At 72.9% G+C, this 16,625-nt stretch carries 17 protein-coding genes; 12 read left to right on the top strand and 5 right to left on the bottom strand.

The genetic code is table 11. The annotated features are described in order from the left end of the window. The first annotated feature begins 37 nt into the window (after positions 1-37). Complete coding sequence (locus ACWIX6_RS11705) at positions 38-526, top strand: hypothetical protein (protein WP_448612600.1); 489 nt, start codon at positions 38-40, stop codon at positions 524-526. Positions 527-964: 438 nt separating this feature from the next. Here ACWIX6_RS11705 and ACWIX6_RS11700 read toward each other — a convergent pair whose 3' ends face one another. Further along, positions 965-1,987: a zinc-dependent alcohol dehydrogenase family protein gene (locus ACWIX6_RS11700; protein ID WP_448612599.1), complete on the bottom strand. Its 1,023-nt coding sequence runs from the start codon at positions 1,985-1,987 to the stop codon at positions 965-967. Positions 1,988-2,119: 132 nt separating this feature from the next. Between ACWIX6_RS11700 and ACWIX6_RS11695 the strand changes: the two genes are divergently transcribed. Further along, positions 2,120-3,016 carry a helix-turn-helix transcriptional regulator gene (locus ACWIX6_RS11695; RefSeq protein WP_448612598.1) on the top strand — a complete coding sequence of 299 codons (897 nt, stop codon included), beginning with the start codon at positions 2,120-2,122 and terminating at the stop codon, positions 3,014-3,016. Positions 3,017-3,095: 79 nt separating this feature from the next. On the opposite strand, the gene ACWIX6_RS11690 is transcribed toward ACWIX6_RS11695, so the two are convergent. Then, positions 3,096-3,263 carry a hypothetical protein gene (locus tag ACWIX6_RS11690; RefSeq protein ID WP_448612597.1) on the bottom strand — a complete coding sequence of 56 codons (168 nt, stop codon included), beginning with the start codon at positions 3,261-3,263 and terminating at the stop codon, positions 3,096-3,098. A 327-nt stretch (positions 3,264-3,590) separates the two neighbouring features. On the opposite strand from ACWIX6_RS11690, the gene ACWIX6_RS11685 reads away from it, so the two are divergent. The 3 genes from ACWIX6_RS11685 to ACWIX6_RS11675 all read left to right on the top strand — a co-directional run bounded on the left by ACWIX6_RS11685 (position 3,591) and on the right by ACWIX6_RS11675 (position 6,601). Continuing rightward, the gene (locus ACWIX6_RS11685; RefSeq protein WP_448612596.1) at positions 3,591-4,001 is read left to right on the top strand and encodes a (R)-mandelonitrile lyase; all 411 of its coding nucleotides are present in this window, start codon (positions 3,591-3,593) and stop codon (positions 3,999-4,001) included. Between the two features lie 173 nt (positions 4,002-4,174). Next, complete coding sequence (locus ACWIX6_RS11680; protein ID WP_448612595.1) at positions 4,175-5,332, top strand: MFS transporter; 1,158 nt, start codon at positions 4,175-4,177, stop codon at positions 5,330-5,332. Between the two features lie 162 nt (positions 5,333-5,494). Further along, positions 5,495-6,601: a class I SAM-dependent methyltransferase gene (locus tag ACWIX6_RS11675; protein ID WP_448612594.1), complete on the top strand. Its 1,107-nt coding sequence runs from the start codon at positions 5,495-5,497 to the stop codon at positions 6,599-6,601. 158 nt (positions 6,602-6,759) lie between these two features. Here ACWIX6_RS11675 and ACWIX6_RS11670 read toward each other — a convergent pair whose 3' ends face one another. Continuing rightward, on the bottom strand, positions 6,760-7,233 hold the full coding sequence (locus tag ACWIX6_RS11670) for an anthrone oxygenase family protein (RefSeq protein ID WP_448612593.1): 474 nt from the start codon (positions 7,231-7,233) through the stop codon (positions 6,760-6,762). Between the two features lie 278 nt (positions 7,234-7,511). Between ACWIX6_RS11670 and ACWIX6_RS11665 the strand changes: the two genes are divergently transcribed. From ACWIX6_RS11665 to ACWIX6_RS11640, 6 genes are all read left to right on the top strand, one after another. Beyond that, positions 7,512-8,879, top strand: a complete 1,368-nt coding sequence (locus ACWIX6_RS11665) for a threonine/serine ThrE exporter family protein (RefSeq protein ID WP_448612592.1) — start codon at positions 7,512-7,514, stop codon at positions 8,877-8,879. A gap of 718 nt (positions 8,880-9,597) precedes the next feature. Then, on the top strand, positions 9,598-11,052 hold the full coding sequence (locus ACWIX6_RS11660; protein ID WP_448612591.1) for an amino acid permease: 1,455 nt from the start codon (positions 9,598-9,600) through the stop codon (positions 11,050-11,052). 214 nt (positions 11,053-11,266) lie between these two features. Then, positions 11,267-12,682 carry a pyridoxal phosphate-dependent decarboxylase family protein gene (locus ACWIX6_RS11655; protein ID WP_448612590.1) on the top strand — a complete coding sequence of 472 codons (1,416 nt, stop codon included), beginning with the start codon at positions 11,267-11,269 and terminating at the stop codon, positions 12,680-12,682. Positions 12,683-12,989: 307 nt separating this feature from the next. Next, entirely contained in the window at positions 12,990-13,556 is a 567-nt protein-coding gene (locus tag ACWIX6_RS11650) for a hemerythrin domain-containing protein (RefSeq protein WP_448612589.1), read from the top strand. Positions 13,557-13,619: 63 nt separating this feature from the next. Then, complete coding sequence (locus tag ACWIX6_RS11645) at positions 13,620-13,979, top strand: carboxymuconolactone decarboxylase family protein (protein ID WP_448612588.1); 360 nt, start codon at positions 13,620-13,622, stop codon at positions 13,977-13,979. Between the two features lie 64 nt (positions 13,980-14,043). Then, positions 14,044-14,505: a TspO/MBR family protein gene (locus tag ACWIX6_RS11640; RefSeq protein ID WP_448612587.1), complete on the top strand. Its 462-nt coding sequence runs from the start codon at positions 14,044-14,046 to the stop codon at positions 14,503-14,505. A gap of 45 nt (positions 14,506-14,550) precedes the next feature. Here the strand turns inward: ACWIX6_RS11640 and ACWIX6_RS11635 are convergent, their stop codons facing one another. Beyond that, positions 14,551-14,913 (bottom strand): cupin domain-containing protein, encoded by a 363-nt coding sequence (locus ACWIX6_RS11635; protein ID WP_448612586.1) that lies wholly within the window; start codon positions 14,911-14,913, stop codon positions 14,551-14,553. A gap of 227 nt (positions 14,914-15,140) precedes the next feature. Between ACWIX6_RS11635 and ACWIX6_RS11630 the strand changes: the two genes are divergently transcribed. After that, positions 15,141-15,653 carry an N-acetyltransferase family protein gene (locus tag ACWIX6_RS11630; RefSeq protein ID WP_448612585.1) on the top strand — a complete coding sequence of 171 codons (513 nt, stop codon included), beginning with the start codon at positions 15,141-15,143 and terminating at the stop codon, positions 15,651-15,653. On the opposite strand, the gene ACWIX6_RS11625 is transcribed toward ACWIX6_RS11630, so the two are convergent. After that, positions 15,650-16,618, bottom strand: coding sequence for a GlxA family transcriptional regulator (locus ACWIX6_RS11625; protein WP_448612584.1), 969 nt, complete (start codon positions 16,616-16,618; stop codon positions 15,650-15,652). The two genes, ACWIX6_RS11630 and ACWIX6_RS11625, sit on opposite strands and share 4 nt — an antisense overlap. Between the last annotated feature and the right edge of the window lie 7 nt (positions 16,619-16,625).

Genomic DNA, 16,625 nt, shown 5'->3' with positions numbered 1-16,625 from the left:
CGTCCCCCTCGCACACCACCCCGTCTCGGAGGTCACCATGCGTCGCCACTTGATCCGCTTCCCGTTCCTCTTCGCCTTCATCGCCGTAGCCGCCCTACTGTTCGCCGCCCCCGCGCAGGCGGTAGCCGCGAAGTTCCATAGCGTCAGCTCTTCCGTCACGAGTACAGGTGCACTCAACGTGTCCTTCGATGAGCGCGGACTCGGCAACGGCAACATCGACTACACGTTGACGGCCGACGCCTCTGCGGTCTACGCCTGCATCAACGGCGGCGGCAAGAACCCCAGCGCAGCCAACAAGCAGACCGTGAACGGCGACGTCAGTGCGGCGGGGTCGTTCGAGTCGAAGAACGGTCGGGTCTCTGCAAGCCTGACCGCTGGTCCCATCGGAGCCGGTGGCTTCGCCTGCCCCTCCGGTCAGCGGCTCGTCCTGGCGTCCGTCTCGTACACGAACATCGTTCTCACCGACATGACGAACGGAACGGTGGCCAAGGTGGCAGACACCAGTCGGACCTTCTTCGCGGTCTGATCCGCAACGAGGGCGGCCGGGGCCCGCGGGCCCCGGCCGTCTCGCGTGTGTCGACCATGCCCAGATCCCGTGTCCACGTGATCGGACGGGCGGTAGCGGCCGCGCTGGTAGAGGCTGCAACGTTCGTGGTCGTGGACTGTCGGGGCGATCAGGACCCTTGTGGGACCAGCATCCGCCTGGGCCCCGGGTGACGGCCTGGCCCTGGCCGACGGCGAGGGGTGGCTCGGGGCAAAGTCGGCTTGGATGCGGTGGCCGGACGGCAGCTGGCGAGCCACGGTGCGGTTCTCGACCGGCCCGGAAGTCCCGCAGCTGCCCGACGTTGACGTGCCCCATCGGGCGCGCGTGCCCGTCGGGGACGGGCGTCGGAGTGGTGAGGGCGGGTGGCCCAGGTGTCGTCCGCCCCGGTGACGTGGCGTGCCGGGGCGGACGGCGGTCGGCTCAGAGGGTGAGCAGCACCTTCGTGGCGCGGCGCTCGTCCATGGCCTGGTAGCCCGCGGCGGCCTGGTCCAGGGGCAGGGTGAGGTCGAAGACCTTGCCCGGATCGATCTTGCGGTCCCAGATCAGCCGGATGAGGTCGGGCAGGAACCGACGCACCGGGGCCGGACCGCCGAGGGTGTGGATGCCGGCGAAGAACAGCCCCATCCCCGGGATCTGCACCTCGCCGGGCACGCCGACGTAGCTGAGGTGGCCGCCGCCGCGGGTGGAGCCGATGGCCTGCAGGAACGACTCCTGGGTGCCGACGGCCTCGACCACCGAGTGCGCGCCGAGCCCGCCGGTGAGCTCCTTGAGAGCGGCGACCCCCTCATCGCCGCGGGACTCGATGATGTCGGTGGCGCCGTAGAACCGGGCCAGCTCCTGGCGGTCGGCGTGGCGGCTGAAGGAGATGATCCGCTCAGCGCCGAGCTGCTCGGCGGCCAGGACCGCCATCAGGCCGACGGCGCCGTCACCGACGACGGCCACGGTCTTGCCCGGGCCGGCCTCGGCGGCGACCGCGCCGAACCAGCCGGTGCCCAGCACGTCGGAGGCGGCCAGCAGTGAGGGGATCAGGTCGGGGTCGGGCTGTCCGGGGGTGGCCACCAGGGTGCCGTCGGCGAGGGGGATGCGGGCCCGCTCGGCCTGGGTGCCGATGGTGCCGTCGACGAACTGGGCGTGCACGCACTTGGACTGGAAGCCGGCCTGGCAGATCTCGCAGGTGTTGTCGGAGATGACGAAGGACCCGACGACGAAGTCACCCACCTCGACGGTGCTGACCTCCGATCCGACCTCCTCGACGACGCCGACGTACTCGTGCCCCATCAGCTGGTGGTCGACGGGGGCGACCCCGCGGTAGGGCCACAGGTCCGAGCCGCAGATGCAGCTGGCGGTCAGCCGGATGATCGCGTCCGTGGGGTCGACGATCGTCGGGTCCTCGCGGTCCTCGACCCGGACGTCGCCGGCCTGGTGCATCACTACTCCGCGCATGACGGGCTCCCTCTTCTGTGGATGGGCGGTGGACTCCACGGAACGCCTCCGCACGCGGGCGTGGGAGGGCGAGCTTGTGGGGGGTAGGAGCTCGACCTCCCTGGTACGGCGCATGGCCCTACCGTCGAGGAGGTGGACAACCGATCCGACATCCGCGAGTTCCTCGCCACCCGGCGCGCCCGGATCACTCCCGAGCAGGCCGGCCTGCTGCCCGGCGGTGGCCGGCGCCGGGTGCCCGGGCTGCGCCGGGAGGAGGTCGCCGTCCTCGCCGGGGTGAGCACCGACTGGTACACCCGGCTGGAGAAGGGCCACATCGCCGGCATCTCCGATGACGTACTCGAGGCCGTCGCCCGCGCCCTACGACTCGACGAGGCCGAGCGCACCCACCTGTTCAACCTCGCCCGCGCGGCCGCCCGGCCAGCACGCGCGCCGCAGCGCCGCTCCCGTACGCGCATCGCGCCGCGGGTGCAGTGGATGCTCGACTCGATGACGGGCTCGGCCGCCTTCGTCGCCGACGGCCGCCTGGACATCCTGGCGACCAACGGCCTCGGCTGGGCGCTGCACGCCCCGATGTTCGACACCCCGCGCGGGCAGGCCAACTTCGCGCGGTTCCAGTTCCTCGACCCGCGGGCCCGCGACTTCTACACCGACTGGGCGGGCGCGGCCAACACCACCGTGGCGCTGCTGCGCGGAGAGGCCGGGCGCCGCCCGCACGACGCGCACCTGCGCGAGCTCGTCGGAGAGCTGTCCACGGTGAGCGAGGAGTTCCGCGTCCGCTGGGCCGCGCACGACGTGCGCATCCACCACAACGGCGCCAAGACGTTCCGCCACCCCGTGGTCGGCACGCTCGACCTGACCTATCACACGTTCGACCTGCCCGCCGCGGATGCCGCGGACCTGCGCATGACGGTCTACACCGCCGAGCCCGGCACCCCGTCCGCGGACGCGCTCACGCTGCTGGCGAGCTGGGCGGCGACCCACGTGACCGCCGCGCCCGACCCGGCTTCCTCCCGAGCCGACACCATCTGACCGGGCACCCGGGACGGTCGGGCTGCGGATCGGAGGAGGCCCCGTCGCCTCACCCGCGACGGCGGGCGGCGCCGGCCCGTCAGGCTGTGCAGAGCTCCGCTCGTCGGCCGCGACGTACCGGTGGGGGGTCGCTGACGCGGACCAGGTACCTGCCGCGGGCCCCGTCGATGTGGACGACCGTGCCGACGTTGCCGGTCATCGTCGTGCCGGTCACCGGCACGGTGTCTCCGACGGTGAAGTCCGCCATGTCGTCCCCCCTCGCCCGCCGTCGAACTCCGGCGGGCGGAGAAGCGCCCCGCAACCGCCGCACCCCGACCACATCGGGCGTCTCCGCCCGTTCTGGTGACCCGCCGGCCTGTCCCGCCGGATCGACGGGACGGCGACCGACCGGCGAGGGGGTGGAGCTTCTACCCCCCATGAACCCGCCCTCCCACGCCCGCGCTCGGAAGGGTTCGCTGGAGTCCAGCGCCACTCCGCTCCGCTCATGAGCAGCCCCCTGCCCGCGCCCCACAGCTGTCGCACCGGGGCCGGGCCGCTGTCCCACCGAATCGCACGATGACCGAGGAGACCGACCGTGCAGATCACCCGCAGCTCCATCGACACCGTCCAGGGCCCGGCCGACTGGTTCACCGGCGACGTCTACATCGACGCCGTCGCCGCCGCCCCGGCGCCCTCCCGGGTCACCGCCAACCTGGTGCACTTCATGCCCCGCGCGCGCACCCACTGGCACCGACACCCGCTCAGCCAGACCGTCTTCGTCACCGAGGGCGTCGGCCTGTGCCAGCGCCGCGGCGGCCCGGTCGAGGTCATCCGCCCCGGGGACCGCGTGCTGTTCGAGGCCGACGAGGAGCACTGGCACGGCGCCGCCCCCAACCGGCTGATGGTCCACCTGGCGCTCAACGAGGCCGACGACGAGCACGCCGTCGTGCACTGGCTGACGCCGGTGACCGACGAGGAGTACCGCGCCGCCCCCGCCGTCGACTGACATCCGCCTCAGCCGGACCAGCACCGAACACGGAGTTCCCCATGCGCGTCAACGCCCCCGCCACCGGCCGCGAGTCCGTGGTGCCCGCAGACCACCTGACCCGACCGGTCGGGTCGAACGCGGCACCCGCTGGCCCGGCCCTCGACGGACGGCCAGCGACGCGGCTTCCGTTCGTGGTGTACGTGCTGGCCGTCGGCACGTTCCTGATGCTCACCACCGAGTTCGTCGTCGCCGGGCTGCTGCCCGAGATCGCCGGCGACCTGCGGGTGAGCGTCGGCCAGGCCGGGCTGCTCATCACGGTGTTCGCCGTCGGGATGATCGTCGGCGCGCCGGCGATGGCGCTGCTGACCCGACGGATGCCGCGACGGACGACGCTGCTGCTCGCCCTGGCGGTGTTCGCGGTCGGACACGTCGTCGTCGCGCTCGGCTCCGACTTCACGCTGCTGCTGGCCGCCCGGTTCGTCACCGCGTGGGCGACCGGCGCGTTCTGGTCGGTGGCCTCGGTGGTCGCGACCCGCGCCGCAGGTCCGGGCGCCCGCGCCCGAGCGCTGGGACTGGTCGGCGCCGGCGGCATGCTCGCCAACGTCGTCGGCGTGCCGATCGGCGCGTTCGCCGGCCAGCTGTCGGGTTGGCGCGGGCCGTTCTGGGCGCTGGCCGTCCTGGCCCTGGTCGCCGTGCCGCTGATCGCCCGGCACGTCCCCCGCGAGCACGGCGACCGGTTGTCGGTGTCCCTGCGGTCGGAGCTGAGCGCCCTGCGGTCGGGCCGGCTGTGGCTGGTACTGGCCGCCTGCGCGACCACCACCGGCGGCGTGCTGTCGACCTACAGCTACATCTCCCCGCTGCTGACCGACCGGGCCGGCATCGCCACCGGGCTGGTGCCCGTGGTCCTCGTCGGCTTCGGCGTCGGCTCCCTCATCGGGACCGTGCTCGGCGGCCGCCTCGGCGACGTCCACCCGCATGCGACGACCATCGCGGTCGCCGGGTCGACCACGGCCGTGCTGCTGGCGATCTGCCTGCTGGCCACCCACCCGGTGCCCACGGTGCTGCTGGTGGTCCTGCTCGGGCTGCTCGGGCTCAGCGCGAACCCGGTGCTGTCCTCGCTGGCGGTCCGCTTCGCCGGCGTGGCACCCACGCTGGGCGTGGCGATGTCGGTCGCCGCCTACAACGCCGGCACCGCGGTCGGGTCCGGCCTCGCCGGCCGGGCCCTCGACTCCGGCCTCGGCGCGACCGGCCCCGCCGTCGTGGGGACCGGGATCGCGGTGCTCACCCTGCTCCCCGCGATCGCCATCGCGGTGCTGCAGCGCCGCTCCGTCACCGGAGACTCGTCATGACCACCCTCGCCCCTCCATCTGGTCCTCCCGAACGACGTCCGCGAACGAAGGCATGCCGCCGTCCTGCGTCGCTCGCTACGGTGCGGATGCAGCGGCCCATCGGTCGCGGGGGACCAGACAGCGGGCCGCCGTCGAGGAAGACGACGGAGGGAGCACCCGGCAATGACCGCAACCGTCCCCGCGAGCGCCCAGGCCGACCGGCGCGACGCACTGGTGGAACAGCTCTTCCGGTCGGCGATCGGCGCACTGGAGCTGATGCACGTGTACCTGGGCGATCGGCTCGGCCTCTACGACGCCCTGGCTTCCGTGGACGACGTCTCCGCCGCCGAACTGGCGCACCGCACCGGGATCTCCGAGCGGTACGCCCGTGAGTGGCTGGAGCAGCAGGCGGTCTCCGGGCTCCTCGATGTCGCGCACGACGGCGCGGACCCCGCCCGCCGCCGGTACCGGCTGCCCGACGGTGCGGCCGACGTGCTGTGCGCTCCGGAGAGCCCCTACCTGCTCGCCCCGCTCGGGGCCATGGTCGCCGGCATCGGGCAGGCGCTGCCCCAGGTCGTCGAGGCGTTCCGCACCGGCGGCGGGGTGCCCTACGCCGCGTACGGTGCCGAGATCCGCGAGGGCATCGCCCGGCTGAACCGGCCGATGTTCGCCACCCAGTTGGCCACGGAGTGGATCCCGCTCATGCCGGACATCGAGGCCCGGCTGCGACGCGAGGACCCGCCCGGCCGGGTCGCCGATCTCGGCTGCGGCTCCGGCTGGTCGACGATCGCCCTCGCGCGGGCCTACCCCGCGGCGCGCGTGCACGGGATCGACTCCGACGAGGCGTCGGTACGGGACGCGCGGCGCCACGCGACCGACGCCGGGGTCGCCGACCGGGCCACGTTCGCGCTCCTCGACGCGGCGGAAGCCGGGGCGGCCGAGCGGTACGACCTCGTGACCCTGTTCGAGACCCTGCACGACATGGCCCACCCGGTCGCGGCGCTGCGCGCGGCGCGGTCGCTCCTGGCTCCCGGCGGCGCCGTCCTGGTGGCCGACGAGCGGGTCGCCGAGGCCTTCACCGCGCCGGGCGACGAGCTCGAGCGGTTCAACTACGGGTGGAGCGCGGTGCACTGCCTGGCCGTCGCGCTCGTCGAAGACGACTCCGCCGCTACCGGAACGGTGATCCGGCCGGACACGGTCCGCCGCTATGCCTCGGAGGCCGGGTTCCGCGAGACCACCGTCCTGCCGATCGAGCACGACTTCTGGCGGTTCTACCGTCTGGACGCCTGACGAGGTCGGCCCGAGGCACGGTCCGGGACGGCGCCGCGCCGATCAGGCCGGCACTGCGACGGGCACGCGGTCGGCGACCAGGTGGACCTGCCGAGCCAGCGCCGTCAGCGCGACAGCGCCCGCGAGCGGCCGTCCCTCCTCAACTGGGCAGGGATCCGTCAACTCGACGACTCCCTGTCCATCAGTGCCGACGCCGCCCCGACCGTCGCCAGGACACCGAGCGCCACGCGGAGGTGATGCCACCGTGCCCACCTCCCGAGCAGGCTCGCGGTCTCGGCGTCCGTCAGTGGCCCGTCCGTGAACCGATGGTTCATCGGCTCGTTGACGGTGACGGTGATCGCGACGACGCCTGCTGCCGCCGCCGCCGCCACTGAGGCCGCCCCGGCTCGAGGGCCCTTCGCCGTCTGGACGACGGCCGACGCGACGTTCAGGGCAGCTGCGCCTGCGCCGAGGGGGATCATCACAGCTCGGATCCGCCCGGAGTGTTCCGCGAACCAGGCCCGGAACTGTTCTGGCGGGACACCGCGCCAGAACGGGAGCAGCACGACGTCGATCAGGATCATGCTGCCCGCCAAGAGCCCGGCCAGGACCGCTGAGACGAGAGCGAGGAAGCGCGAGACCACCTCGGGCACTATCCGCTCCCTGTCGCCTCGGCAACAGACGGTTCTCTGCGGTGACGGTGCCCGGCGGCCGGAACCCGTGTGCGCATGTGGCGTGTCACCCTCGGACACCCACGTCTGTCCCGGTGTCCCTCACGGCGTGCTCCCTGGCCCGAGCAGCCTCGTCGCCCGACCACGGCGGCTCGGTGCCGCGGTGCTGCTCACCGGGCCCCGGCCGGCCAGTCCCCCGCGTCCCGCCGATCTACCCTGGCAGGGTGCCCCGCCGGTCCCGATACAGCCGCAGGACCTCCGTGCGCATCCCGGACCGCGCATGGCGCGCCATCGGTGGGAGCTCCCCGCCGACCGAGCCGATCGGGGTCCGTGCTCAGCCCAACCTCATGGACGACCTCGTCGCGCACGCCGCGCTGGGCCTGGCCCTGCGCATCGGGGAGTCGATGCTCGCCATCGGAGCCTCCGCGGCCGACGTGACCGCAACGGTGCTCCGGGTGGCGGCCGCGTACGGACTGACCAGCTGCCAGGTCGACGTCACGTTCACGTCACTGCTGGTCAGCTACACCCGTGAGAACGCGGTCCCCCTCACCGCGATGCGCACCGTACGTCCCCGCGGCATGGACTACACCCGCCTGCAGGGGATGACGGACCTGGCCCGCGCCGTCGAAGCCGGCGGCCTCGACATCGAGGAGGCGCACCGCCGGCTGGACCGAGTGGTGTCGGCACCACACACGTACCGCCGCGCCGTCCACGCGCTGGGCTGGTCCGGCGTGGCCGGGTCCATGGGGATCCTGCTGGGCGGCGGCTGGCTGGTCGCCCTCATCGCCGCGCTGACCACTGCCACGATCGAGCAGTCGATGCGGGTCCTCGATCGCAGGGGACTGCCCCTCTTCTACCAGCAGGTGGTGGGTGCCTCGATCGCGACAGGCGTAGCCGTCCTGCTCGTCGTCTGGGACGTCGACGTCCGCAGTTCGCTGGTCGTCGCCGCGGGCATCGTCGTCCTGCTCGCCGGGCTGTCGCTGGTCGGCGCGGCGGAGGACGCGATCAGCGGGTTCCCGGTGACCGCAGCCGCACGGGCGTTCGAGGTGGTGACGCTGACCGCCGGCATCGTCGTGGGCATCGCCGGCGTGCTGGACCTCGTCCAGCGAGCACAGGTCCCGCTGGACGTCGTCCCCGAGTCGCCCTCGGCCGCCCCGTTCGTCGTGGGGTTGTTGGCGTCGGCCGGGATTGCCGGGTTCTGGGCGCTGGCCTCCGAGGCCCGTCCGCGCGCCACCGGTCTCGCCGCGCTGGCCGGGGCACTGGCCTGGACGACGTTCTGGGCGGCCAGTTGGCTGGGCAGCGGCCCCGCGGTCGCCAGCGGGATCGCAGCTGTCGCCATCGGCTTCTGCGGAGAGCTGCTGACCGAGCGGCTCCGGATCCCGCCGATGCTCGTCGCGGTGTGCGGCATCGTCCCGCTCCTGCCGGGGCTGACGATCTACCAGGGCCTCTTCGCGATCGTCGTCGACGCCGACATCCAGGGCGGGCTCTCGGCCCTCGTCGGAGCCGGTGCGATCGGCCTCGCGCTCGCCGCCGGCGTCACGCTGGGCGAGTACCTCGGCAGACCGGTCAGGGGCGGACGCGACCACTTCGACCGGCGTGCGCGGCGTCGGGCCACGACCGCCGAGTGAGCCACGCCAGGACCCCGGTGGACGCCGGTCCGGATCGCCTCCACACCTGCGACCGTCCTCGGAATGTGAGCCACGTCACTCTTCAGTAGGGTCGGCCTGTCGAGCCCATCGGAACGCCAGCCACCCAGAACCGGAGGCGTGATGGTCAACCGCGTACTGGTGTGCGCTGCCGCGAGTCCCGAGCTCCAGCGACAGGTCACCGGGGATCCGATCGCCCGCAGGGCGGCACACGGCTTCGTCGCGGGGGAACGGCCTCCGCGCCCGGCCCGAGGGCATCGACGTCGATCGCGGGACCGACCGCTCCGCGCCGGCGATCCGCCCGTCGGCCGACCGGGTGCCCGACATGCTGCTCCACGCTGTCCGAGCGGTACGGCTCCGCCCGCCTCCTGACCGAGGCTCGGCGTCGCCCCGAGAGGACCCTGGGCGACCCTGGCTCGTGAGCCCCACCGGACGACCTCTACGCCGTGCCGCGTCGGTTCACCAGCGCGGTGCCCGGCGCCCGTGCGACCGGAACGGGACGCCCGTTCCGCCCTGGCGGCACGGGAGAGCGGTCATGCACCAGCCACTCCCGGCGCTCGCCAGACCCTCATGGGACTCCACGAAGCCGGCCGCGCTGTTCCGGCCGCGCTCGCCGTGGCGCTGCGGACCCTGAGGACCGCCGCCGTTGACGGGCGACCTGCGCGTCATCGTGACACCGCCTGACGATGGGGAGAGAGGCATGAACACTCCGACGAAGCAGTCGATCTTCCGGCGCATGCCGGTCGACCAGATGGACGAGATAGAGAAGGAGAGCGGGACCGGCGCGCTCGCGAAGAGCCTCGGGCTCTGGCAGCTGACCGCGATCGGGGTGGGCGGCATCATCGGCGTCGGCATCTTCTCCCTCGCGGGGCTGGTGGCGCACGGCGACGCGGACAATCCCGGCGTCGGACCGGCCGTGCTCTTCGCCTTCCTCATCGCCGGCCTGGCCTCCGCGGCCGCGGCCGTGTCCTACGCCGAGTTCGCGGGGATGATCCCGAGGGCCGGCTCCGCCTACACCTACGGCTACGTGGCGCTCGGCGAGATCATCGGGTGGTTCATCGGCTGGGACCTGCTGCTGGAGTACATCGCGATCGTCGCCGTCGTCGCGATCGGCATCTCCGGCTACCTCGAGGCATTCCTCGACGGCTTCGGAGTCACCCTGCCGACGTCGGTCACCGCGTCCGCCGAGGAGGGCGGTGTCGTCAACGTCCCGGCGATCCTGATCTGCCTGCTCGTCACCTTCATCCTGAGCCGCGGGACCAAGGCGTTCGGCCGGTTCGAGCTCGTGGCGGTGGCCATCAAGATCGTGTTGATCCTCTTCATCATCGGGCTGGGCATCTTCTACATCGACGCCCAGAACTACGACCCGTTCATGCCGGCCGGCTTCGGTCCGGTGCTCACCGGCGCGGCCACGGTGTTCTTCGCGGTCTTCGGCTACGACGCCATGAGCACCGCCGCCGAGGAGGCCGAGGACGGCAAGGAGCACATGCCCAAGGCGATCATCCTGTCGCTGATCATCGCGATGACGCTCTACGTGGCCGCCACCCTGGTGCTCACCGGGATGCAGAACTACCGGGACATCGACCCGACCGCCGGCTTCGCCTCGGCGTTCCAGGGCGTGGGTCTCCCGGTGATCGCCTCCATCATCTCGGTCTTCGCCGTGCTGTCGATCCTGACCGTGATGCTGACCTTCCTCCTCGGCGTCACCCGGGTGTGGTTCTCCATGAGCCGCGACGGGCTGCTGCCGACGTGGTTCGCCAAGGTGGACCGCGGCGGGACCCCGCAGCGCGTGACCTGGATCGCCGGCATCGCGTCGGCCCTCCTCGCCGGCGTCTTCCCGATCCGCGCCGTGGCGGACCTGACGAACATCGGCATCCTCTCGGCGTTCGTCGTCGTGTGCGCCGCGGTCATCCTGTTCCGCTACACCCGACCCGACACACCCCGCAGCTTCCGCCTGCCCTTCATGCCCTTCGTGCCCGCGTTCGGAGTCCTGGCGTCGTTGTTCCTCATGTTCCAGCTGCACTGGGAGACCTGGCTGCGCTTCGTGATCTGGCTGCTCATCGGGCTCGTCATCTACTTCGCCTACGGCCGGAAGCACTCGCTGCTGAACCCAGACAGCCCGCTCCACGAGCGGCGACCGACCGCGAGCCCCTGACGGACGAGTCGACCGACACGAGCACTGGTGGGTAGCACGAAGAGGACCTGATCAGGCGGTACCCGGTCCGGCGGGCACGCCCACCGCGCGCGTCCGGTCCGGGGCGGGTGCTGCGATCCCGTGGCCTCCGTCCCGGGTGCTCGCGTGCGGAAGGCGCCCGTGCCCGGGGCGCCGATCGTGACAGCATGGCGCTCGCCGACGACGGGAGAGCCGGATGCAGCGTTCGGACTGGCGAGGTGTCCTGCGCGTGGTCGCTCCGGCGGCGCTGGAGTACCTGGAGTCGCTCCCCACCCGGCGGGTCCACCCCTCAGCTGACCATGCGGAGGTCAGGGCAGCTCTGGACCATCCGCTCACGGACGACGGCGTCGACCCTGTGCAGGTCGTGTCCGAGCTCGCGCGTGACCTGACCCCTCACGTCACCGCGCATGCCAGCGGCCGGTTCTTCGGGTTCGTCATCGGAGGGCTGCACCCGGCATCGTGGGGCGCCGAGCTCCTGGTCTCGACCTGGGACCAGAACGCCGGGCTGTTCCCCCCGACGCCGGGCGTCGCCGTCGCGGAGGAGCTGGCGGCACAGTGGCTGGTCGACCTGCTGCACCTTCCGGCGGAGAGCTCGGTCGGCTTCGTCACCGGCGGGCAGATGGCGAACTTCACCTGCCTGGCGGCAGCCCGCGACGAGGTGCTCCGCGAGGCCGGTTGGGACGTCGAGGCCGACGGTCTGACCGGTTCGCCGGAGGTCACGGTCGTGCTGAAGGAAGGCGTGCACTCCACCGTGCCGCGGGCTCTGCGCTTCCTCGGACTCGGCGAGCGGTCGGCTGTGCTGGTGCCCTGCGACGACCAGGACAGAGTGCTTCCCGAGGCGCTCGAGCGCACGCTGGACGCGACGTCGGGGCCCACGATCATCGCGGTGGAGTGCGGGAACGTGAACACCGGCGCGTTCGACGACTTCGACGCCGTCGCCGATCTGGCGGACCGACATCGGGCGGCCGGCAATCCGACGTGGGTCCACGTCGACGGTGCCGTCATGCTGCTCGCGGCCGCGGCGCCCAGCATGTCCCGGCACGTGAGGGGTCTCGACCGGATGGACTCCTGGTCCACGGACGGCCACAAGCTGCTCAACGTGGCGTACGACTGCGGGGTGGCGATCTGCCGGAACCCCGCTGCGCACCGGGCGGCGATGAGCGTGCAGGCCAGCTACCTCGAGCAGGGCACCGGCGCCCGCGACCCGATGGACTGGAACCCCGAGTTCTCCCGCCGCGCCCGCGCTGTCGGCGTCTACGCCACGCTGCGTTCCCTGGGTCGATCGGGGGTCGCCGCGCTCGTCGAGCGCAGCGTCGCCCACGCCCAGCGGTTCGCACAGGCCCTGGAGGCCAGCGGCCGCGCGCAGATCGTCAACGACGTCGTGTCGAACCAGGTGCTCGTTCGCTGGCCGGCTCCGGACGGCGATCACGGGCGGCGAGCCGACGCCGTGATGGCGGGCATCCGTGCCGAGGGACTCGCCTTCTTCAGCGGGACCACCTACCGCGGCGAACGCCTCATGCGCATCTCCGTGTCGGACTGGGCCACGGACACGGACGACGTCGACCGCGTCGTCGAGGCGCTGCTCCGCCACGCCGAGCCGCGGGACACCTGACTCGCCGTCGCGGTCCTCGTCCTCCGGCTGACGTGCCGTCACGGGGCGACGTCGAGCTCGGCGACGAGATCGCCGTCCAGTTCGAAGCGGTGGCGGAGCTCGACGAGGACACCCGGAAGTCGCCCTCCAGGCGGTCCGGTGCCGGCCCAGTGCGTGTCGTCGAGGCGCTCAGCCCGGACGAGCTCGGTGGGAGGGTCGACCGCCAGACTCTCTCCCCGGGACCGGAGGGAATGCGTCGACCCGCGTCCGGGTAGGAGGGGCAGACCCGACAGGGCGAACCGGACGAGGCAGGCCGAAGGGGGCGAAGGTGACCACCAGCACCGGCGACCAGGACGTCGTCGACATCCTCACCACCGATCACCACGAGGTGCTGTCACTGATCGGCCAGATCCCCGGTGCGGACCCGGGTGAGCGACGGGACATGGCCGACACCATCATCGCCGAGCTGATGCGCCACTCGATCGCCGAGGAGATGCACGTCTACCCGGCCATGCGCGACCACCTGCCCGACGGCGCGAGCCGGGTAGAGCACGACCTGGAGGAGCACCAGGAACTCGTGGAGGTCATGAAGGAGCTCGAGGGCCTCGACGCGTCCGAGCCCCGGTTCCTCGAGACCCTCGGCCGCATGGAACGGATCCTGCGCGACCACATCTCCGACGAGGAGAGCGACCAGTTCCCGCTGCTGCGGGCGCACCTGTCCCACGAGCGCCTCGTCGAGATCGGGGCGAAGGTCGAGGCCGCGAAGAAGGCAGCACCGACCCGGCCGCACCCCAGCGCCCCGCACAGCGAGCTGTTCCACAAGACCCTCGGACCTGGCGTCGGGCTCGTCGACCGGCTGCGCGACAAGCTGACCGGCCGGCCGAACCGGACCTGATCCCGAGGAGCACCTGCCGGCCCTGCGCACGCCCGGGGGTCCGGCGGCTGGCACCATCACGTCATGAGCCACGGGCACGCCGTCCAGGAGGAGCTCCGCGAACCGTCCCGCGCGCTGCGTCGCGCGATCCCCGAGGTCTACGACGGATACCGCCAGCTGCACGCCGCCGCCTACGCCGCCGGCGCGCTGGACCAGAAGACCAAGGAGCTGATCGCACTCGCCATCGCGGTCAGCAAGGAGTGCGACGGGTGCATCGCCTCGCACGCCCGTGGCGCCGCCCGGACCGGCGCGACCGAGTCGGAGGTCGCCGAGGCCCTCGGCGTCGCCATCGCGATGAACGGCGGACCGGGCACGGTCTACGGCCCACGCGCGTTCGCGGCCTTCCGGGAGTTCACGGAGGACCCGGGCCCCCGGCCCGGCTGACCCCTGGTGTCGGCGCGGCCGACAGCGGGTGCCACCGACCCGGTCAGGGCGCAGGATCGGGGACATGTCCTCGCGCGCACGCCTGCTGGCCGCCGCCGGTCCCGCGGCCGCCGCCGTGATCGGCGGCCTGGCCACCGACCCGACCAGCCGGTGGTTCCGGTCGCTGGACAAGCCGTCGTGGTACCCCCCGCCGCAGACCTTCGGCATCGTCTGGACCGCCCTCTACGCGGGCACGGCGTGGGCCGCCGGCGAGGTGCTCAGCCGGGCCGACCCCGGCCGGCAGCGGTCGTTCGCCCGCGCCTACGCGGTCAACCTGGTGCTCAACACCGGGTGGACCCCGCTGTTCTTCCGGGCGCACCGACCGTGGCCGGCCGCGGCCGAGTGCGCGGTGCTCACCGTCTCCACGGGTGACCTGGTGCGCCGGGCCGCCGCGGTCAGCGGCCCGGCAGCTGTCGTGCTGACCCCGTACGCGGGGTGGACGGCGTTCGCGACGGCGCTCACCGCGGCGATCGCCCGCCGCAACTGACGCGCCACCCACCGATCCTTGGTCGACGGGGTGTCCTGGCGGCGGTCAGCCCTTGGCGTACGTCGCGGCGGTCTTGCTCTCGAACTCGAGTGCCACGAACGGCTCGTCGCCTAGCACCCAGGCGTCGTGCCCGGGCTCGAGCCGGTACGCCTCACCCGGCCCGAGGTCGGCCTCCGCGCCGTCGTTGGCGGTGACGTGCAGCCTGCCGGACACGACGTACCCCAGGTGCGCCGCTTCGCAGGTGGCGGTGCCGACGACCGGCTTGATGCACTCCGACCACCTCCAGCCCGGTTCGGCGGTGAGGCGGGCGACGCTGGCGCCACCCAGGTGGACGACGCTCACCTTCGTCTTCTCCGGGGACCGCGACTCGTCGGGGCGGTCCATGTCCCGGGTCTCGATGCTGGTCATCGCGTGCTCCTCCGTCCTGCCGGACGCGTGGGGCACCGTCTGCTGACCGGTCCGTCCACGTGCGGAGCGACGGCCGGTCGGCGCCCCTGTTCGGACGACGCATCCGGCTCCGTCCACGGTGCTCCCGTGGTGCCGGCAGTGCAATCCCCTCGCACCTGCCCTGTCACCTGTCACGGACGCGCCGGCGACGTGGTGGTCCCGGCGGGCCACCGCACTACCGTCGAACAGTGGGTTCACCGCCGGTGGTCCGCCCTGCCCGGGCCGAGGACGCCGCGCCGATGGCGCGCGTCAACGTCCGGTGCTGGCAGGAGACCTACCGGGGGCTCATGCCGGACGCCGTCCTCGACGACCCGGGCCTGCCGGCCGCGCGGGAGCGGTTCTGGACCGCCGCGCTGACCGACCAGCGCTTCCGCGAGAACCGGGTGGCCGTCGCCGAGCGGGACGGCGAGCTGGTCGGGATCGCCATGTCCGGCCCGCCGCTGGACGCTGACGCGACCTGGGCGAGGCAGTTGTACGTGCTCTACGTGCACGCGGCCGACCACGGCACGGGTGCCGGGCCGGCACTGCTGGCGGCGGTCGTCGACCCCGGTGAGCCGGCAGCTCTGTGGGTCGCCGACCCCAACCCCCGCGCCCAGGCGTTCTACCGCAGGCACGGCTTCGTGGCCGACGGGACGTCGCAGGTCGAGGACGGGGTGCGGGAGATCCGCATGGTCCGCGGCACCCGCCACGGTCCCACCTAGTGCACTGCGAGCTGGCCGAAGTGCCGCCGGTGGTCCCCCGGGGTGGTGTCCAGCCGGCGACGGAACGCGCGGTTCATCGTCTCCGGCGTCCCGAACCCGCAGATCCGCGCGATGTGGTCGACGGCGGAGCCGGTGGTCTCGAGCAGTCGGCAGGCCGCCTCGATCCGCACCCTCTCCACGTGCTCGCTCGGGGTCATGTCGACCTCGGCCTTGAACACCCGGCTGAACTGCCGTTCGGACAGGTGCACGCGCCGGGCCAGGGCGGGCACCGACAGGTCCGCGGCGAGGTGGTCGGGCAGCCACGCCAGCAGCTCGCGCACCGGTTCGCTCTCCGCCGCCTGCGCTGCGAGCAGCGGGGAGAACTGCGCCTGCCCACCGGACCGCCGCAGGTAGACCACCAGCTGCCGGGCGACCGCCGCCGCAGCCCGGGCGCCGTGGTCGTCCGCGACCAGCGCGAGCGCCAGGTCGATGCCGGCCGTCACGCCGGCGGAGGTCCAGACGTCGCCGTCCCGCACGTAGATCGCGTCCCCGTCGACCGACACCGCCGGGTGCGCGGCCGCCAGCGACCGGCACTCCGCCCAGTGGGTGGTGGCCCGCCGCCCGTCCAGCAACCCGGCGGCCGCCAGGACGAAGGCACCGGAGCAGACGGAGGTGACCCGCCGGGCGCTGCCGGCCAGCCGCCGGACGGAGGCCAGCAGCTCCTCGTCCGCGCACGCCGGCTCCATGTCCCGGCCGCCGGCGACCACCAGCGTGTCGACCGGCTCGACGACGTCGGCCAGCCGGGTGGTGGTGAACTCCAGCCCGGAGCTGGCCAGCACCGGGCCGCCCGCGGTGCTGACCACCTCCGTGCGGTAGGTGGCCCCCGGCAGCAGCCGGGTGGCGCTGGAGAAGACCTCCAGCGGGCCGGTCACGTCCAGGATCTGCGCCGACGGGAAGGTCACCACCGCGACGCCGAGGGCACCCATGCCGTCA

It is taken from the genome of Modestobacter sp. URMC 112 (assembly GCF_053502575.1).
Note: the sequence above shows the minus strand (reverse complement) of the source record. Positions and strands in the feature narration are given on the sequence as shown.

What these genes read in the sequence shown, in the direction of transcription:
- ACWIX6_RS11625 (WP_448612584.1), bottom strand. Translation starts at nt 16,618, where the DNA reads ATGGGTGCCCTCGGCGTCGCGGTGGTGACCTTCCCGTCGGCGCAGATC.
- ACWIX6_RS11655 (WP_448612590.1), top strand. Translation starts at nt 11,267, where the DNA reads ATGCAGCGTTCGGACTGGCGAGGTGTCCTGCGCGTGGTCGCTCCGGCG.
- ACWIX6_RS11640 (WP_448612587.1), top strand. Translation starts at nt 14,044, where the DNA reads ATGTCCTCGCGCGCACGCCTGCTGGCCGCCGCCGGTCCCGCGGCCGCC.
- ACWIX6_RS11705 (WP_448612600.1), top strand. Translation starts at nt 38, where the DNA reads ATGCGTCGCCACTTGATCCGCTTCCCGTTCCTCTTCGCCTTCATCGCC.
- ACWIX6_RS11675 (WP_448612594.1), top strand. Translation starts at nt 5,495, where the DNA reads ATGACCGCAACCGTCCCCGCGAGCGCCCAGGCCGACCGGCGCGACGCA.
- ACWIX6_RS11635 (WP_448612586.1), bottom strand. Translation starts at nt 14,913, where the DNA reads ATGACCAGCATCGAGACCCGGGACATGGACCGCCCCGACGAGTCGCGG.
- ACWIX6_RS11700 (WP_448612599.1), bottom strand. Translation starts at nt 1,987, where the DNA reads ATGCGCGGAGTAGTGATGCACCAGGCCGGCGACGTCCGGGTCGAGGAC.
- ACWIX6_RS11660 (WP_448612591.1), top strand. Translation starts at nt 9,598, where the DNA reads ATGAACACTCCGACGAAGCAGTCGATCTTCCGGCGCATGCCGGTCGAC.
- ACWIX6_RS11645 (WP_448612588.1), top strand. Translation starts at nt 13,620, where the DNA reads ATGAGCCACGGGCACGCCGTCCAGGAGGAGCTCCGCGAACCGTCCCGC.
- ACWIX6_RS11690 (WP_448612597.1), bottom strand. Translation starts at nt 3,263, where the DNA reads ATGGCGGACTTCACCGTCGGAGACACCGTGCCGGTGACCGGCACGACG.